This window comes from Roseivirga sp. UBA1976, assembly GCF_002336325.1.
Classification (GTDB): Bacteria; Bacteroidota; Bacteroidia; order Cytophagales; family Cyclobacteriaceae; genus Roseivirga; species Roseivirga thermotolerans.
This window is the reverse complement of the sequence record NZ_DDDQ01000121.1, coordinates 1-3,545: the sequence shown is the minus strand read 5'-3', so window position 1 is coordinate 3,545 and position 3,545 is coordinate 1. Positions and strand designations below refer to the sequence as shown.

Annotated in this window: 4 protein-coding genes and 1 pseudogene; 2 read left to right on the top strand and 3 right to left on the bottom strand. The window is 41.6% G+C overall.

Annotated elements, in window-relative coordinates:
- Positions 1-918: serine hydrolase domain-containing protein (locus B3763_RS12070; RefSeq protein WP_286746778.1), on the top strand; the 918-nt coding region annotated here is incomplete at its 5' end.
- 252 nt (positions 919-1,170) lie between these two features.
- Here B3763_RS12070 and B3763_RS12065 read toward each other — a convergent pair.
- From B3763_RS12065 to B3763_RS12055, 3 genes are all read right to left on the bottom strand, one after another.
- Positions 1,171-1,365 carry a PLDc N-terminal domain-containing protein gene (locus B3763_RS12065; protein ID WP_229838725.1) on the bottom strand — a complete coding sequence of 65 codons (195 nt, stop codon included), beginning with the start codon at positions 1,363-1,365 and terminating at the stop codon, positions 1,171-1,173.
- A gap of 25 nt (positions 1,366-1,390) precedes the next feature.
- Positions 1,391-1,642: a PLD nuclease N-terminal domain-containing protein gene (locus B3763_RS12060; RefSeq protein ID WP_189631185.1), complete on the bottom strand. Its 252-nt coding sequence runs from the start codon at positions 1,640-1,642 to the stop codon at positions 1,391-1,393.
- A 378-nt stretch (positions 1,643-2,020) separates the two neighbouring features.
- The gene (locus tag B3763_RS12055; protein WP_189631186.1) at positions 2,021-3,094 is read right to left on the bottom strand and encodes an AI-2E family transporter; all 1,074 of its coding nucleotides are present in this window, start codon (positions 3,092-3,094) and stop codon (positions 2,021-2,023) included.
- A gap of 127 nt (positions 3,095-3,221) precedes the next feature.
- On the opposite strand from B3763_RS12055, the pseudogene B3763_RS12050 reads away from it, so the two are divergent.
- A pseudogene (locus B3763_RS12050) lies at positions 3,222-3,545 on the top strand (acetyl-CoA carboxylase carboxyl transferase subunit alpha); the annotation flags it as partial.

The following is a 3,545-nucleotide window of genomic DNA, read 5'->3' as shown; positions in this document are numbered from 1 at the left end:
CACGACCGTTTTCTTACGGTCAATGATATGGTTCATCTGGTGGCTCAATACAGGCCCGACCCTCAAGGTGCTCCGGGAGCTCATGAAAACTACAACCAAACAGCCTATTTGTTGTTGCCCGGTGTAGTAGAGAAGGTTGCGGGTCAAGAATTCTCCCATTATGTGAAGCAGCACATACTAGAACCATCTGGAATGGAGAATACTCACTTTGTTACTGATATGCCGGGATATAAGGAGAGAATAGGAGCAGCTCATTTAGACAATTTGTTCGCATTTATGTTGGGTGAAGGCAATATGGTATCTACTGCAGAAGACCTTTTCAAATTCGATCGTGCTTTGGCTCAGGAGAAAATTTTGGGAGCTGGCATTCAGGAGCTGGCTTATACTCCCATGATATTGGCAAGCGGAGAAAAGGGACGATATGGCTTTGGAGGTGGTTTAGTTGACGACAAACCGGGCAACCGGGTGTTTCAGCACTTGGGGCAAGGGGTAGAGTCACACGTAATTTTTAGCCGCTATATTGATGCCGATGACGTACTTATTGTGGTACACGACCGGTCGGTTGAATATGCCGTTCCGGTATATAAGGCCATCCGAAACATTTGGAAAAAGAGACCATTCGAACTACCCCAACCAAGGGTAGAGCACAGGTTGAGCACCAACCTCATTAATAAATATGTGGGTGACTATGGAGATAATGGATTCATGCACATTACCACAGAAGGAGGTAAGCTATTTATTCAACCCGATGGAAACCCCGGTAAAATGGAAATCGTGCCTTCTTCTGATACAACATTCTATTTCAGAGATCAAGCTGTAGACTGGCAAATATACCTCAATGAGCAAGGCGAGGTCATTGGTTTTGGACCGCTGGGACAAAAAGAGTTTATGATGAAACGATTCCGACAGCAAAACTAGCTGATTACAGACTCATTGTCCACTGGTCAGTACATGACGGAGGGAACATACTAAGCCATAAAAAGAAGCTTTAAACCCTATAAAAGTCTACAATTTGCTTTACAGCTTTTAAGATAATTCGCATCTTCGCAGCAAAGAACTGAGACCATGTTTATTTTTCTAGTAATTACCTTATTTATAGCCGCTATAGTTGCACCATTTGTATTGCCAAATACCAAAATTAGTTCTCATGAGAAAGACTGGGAAGTATAGTTAATAAGGCATTCTTCGCTGATTCCTTCCTATGATCAAATAGAGTATAGAGCCCAGAATGGGGAGTAGTATTACTACTATTACCCAAATGAGCTTGTTCTGACTTGGTTCAAAATCACTTCTTAAAATATCTACCAAGGCTACCAATACAATAAGGAAGGGAACAAGGTAGAAAACGAGAATTATAAAGAGCATACTCATACGGTGTTAATTTCCTGTGTTAATCCTCTGAGTTGAGGTTAAATGTTCGCTTAGGTTTTTTCTGTCCTTTTCCTACAGCAAAGTAAATAAGCGTCCCAAGGAATGGAGCAAAAATAACTACCAATAGCCATATTAATTTGGTTGTTCCATCTTTGAATTGACTGGTGGCAATATCTATAATAGCCGCCAAGGGGAGTATAATTCCGACCAATAAGAAGATGATGACAAAAATTTCTACCCCACCGGGCATTCCAATTCCTAGCAATTCCATGTGTTTTTTCTTTCAATATAGAAGCTAGCCGGAAAGTGACCAAGCTAAGCCCGATTATTTCATAAAAATAAATAGGGTTACTCATTTAGATCACATTTGTCAGACTCAGTATACTAGGCACAAGCTGTGTCCTCACAGCGTTTTTTAAGAACCATTTGTAAAGACATAAATGGAGGCAAGATTTAGAAATACACTTCTTGCCTAAAATAAAAATAGGGTGAGTTACCTGATTTTGGATGGCATATGATGCTGCCCTTTGCCACTATTGTAGCTTCTCGTATGTGACTTACGAGGGGCTGGGAAGACACAACGTGTGGCGGAAGTTGTGTTGAACTACATAAATAATCCTGAAAAATAGAGCAAAGCAGTTCTATCCAGCTATTCCTCTACCTGGCTTCTTCCCATAAGTTTTACCAGTAAGTCGGCATCGGGGTACTGCGCTAAAATAACACGTGCCAGTACAATTAGCGGCACTGAAAGAAGCATGCCTGCAACACCCCATATATAACCCCAAACTACCAGTCCGAGAATTACCGTTACTGTATTTAGGGCTACAGAAGACCCCATAACATAAGGTTCAATCACATTGCCCCAGATAAACTGAGTAGCAATTAGCAGAGCAATAAAAAACAAGAAAGAGCCGCTAGAGTCGATCTGAATAAGGCCCAGTAATGCAGGAGGAATGGTAGCCGTTATTGAACCAACAGTAGGGATAAAGTTGAGAAGAAAGGCCAAAAAGCCCCAAAACAAGGCAAAATCGACCCCGAAAAAATAACAAATAGCCCCAAAGAATAGCCCGGTGAAAAAACTGGTAAAGAACTTTACCTTCATGTAGCTTACAATAGAGTTGCGTACCTCTACAAACGAACGGGTAAGCCTTTCTTTCCCCACCACATCATCACCCTCCAGATAGGCAATGTATTTTTCGTACCGCACAATACTGCCAAGCACAGCTACCAAGTAAATCGCACAAAGTATAAAGTTGAAGGTGAAAGCGCCCAGTGAGCTCGCGAGTTCACCCGATGTATTCAACAGAAAATCAGTAGAAAATGCCTCATTTAGCATCTGGATGAACCCTCCGGTTTCCAGTTGACTAACTCCCGGAATAAAATCTAAATTACCCAGTATGTCCTGGAATTTCACTTCAATCTGAGCCAGAAGTTTATCCTTCTCATCAACTATCTGCATGCCCGTATCATACACGATAAGGCCAATTAGAAATATAAAGCCAAGGGTAATAATAGTAATTAAGGTTATGCTCACCGTATATGGCCAGCGTTTGCGCTCCAAAAAGCTGATAATAGGAGTGAGTAGAATGCCAATAAACAAGGCAAAGGCCAGTGGAATGAGCAGTGAGGCCAGTGTTTTGATAATGACTATCCCCAATATTCCGGCAAAAATCAGCAAAACATTTTTTACTACTCTTAGGTCGGCATTGAAAGGGCTGTCCATTAAAAAAAGGTTTGAGATGGTTGAAAGGCCATAAATTAAAGAAAATATTGGAGTGGAGCATTTATGCTAAAAAATTAAGTTCGAAAGCACTTTATATTTAGCTTTGTAGTCGGATCATTTAACAAACATGCTTTTGGAATTTGAACAACCAATAATAGAGCTTGAAGGTAAGTTGGCCGAGATGAAGCAACTGGCCGAGAGCAGCCGAGTGGATGTAACAGAAGACGTGAAATCATTGGAGCGAAAAATTCTCAGGCTCAAGGAAGAGACTTACAAAAATCTAACCCGTTGGCAACGCGTGCAGCTAAGCCGCCATCCGGAAAGGCCCTACACCTTAGATTATTTCTACAACATAACAGATGACTTTGTGGAGCTTCACGGTGACAGAACTGTGAAAGACGACAAAGCCATGGTAGGAGGCTTCGGAACCATTGGCGGTCAAACGGTAATG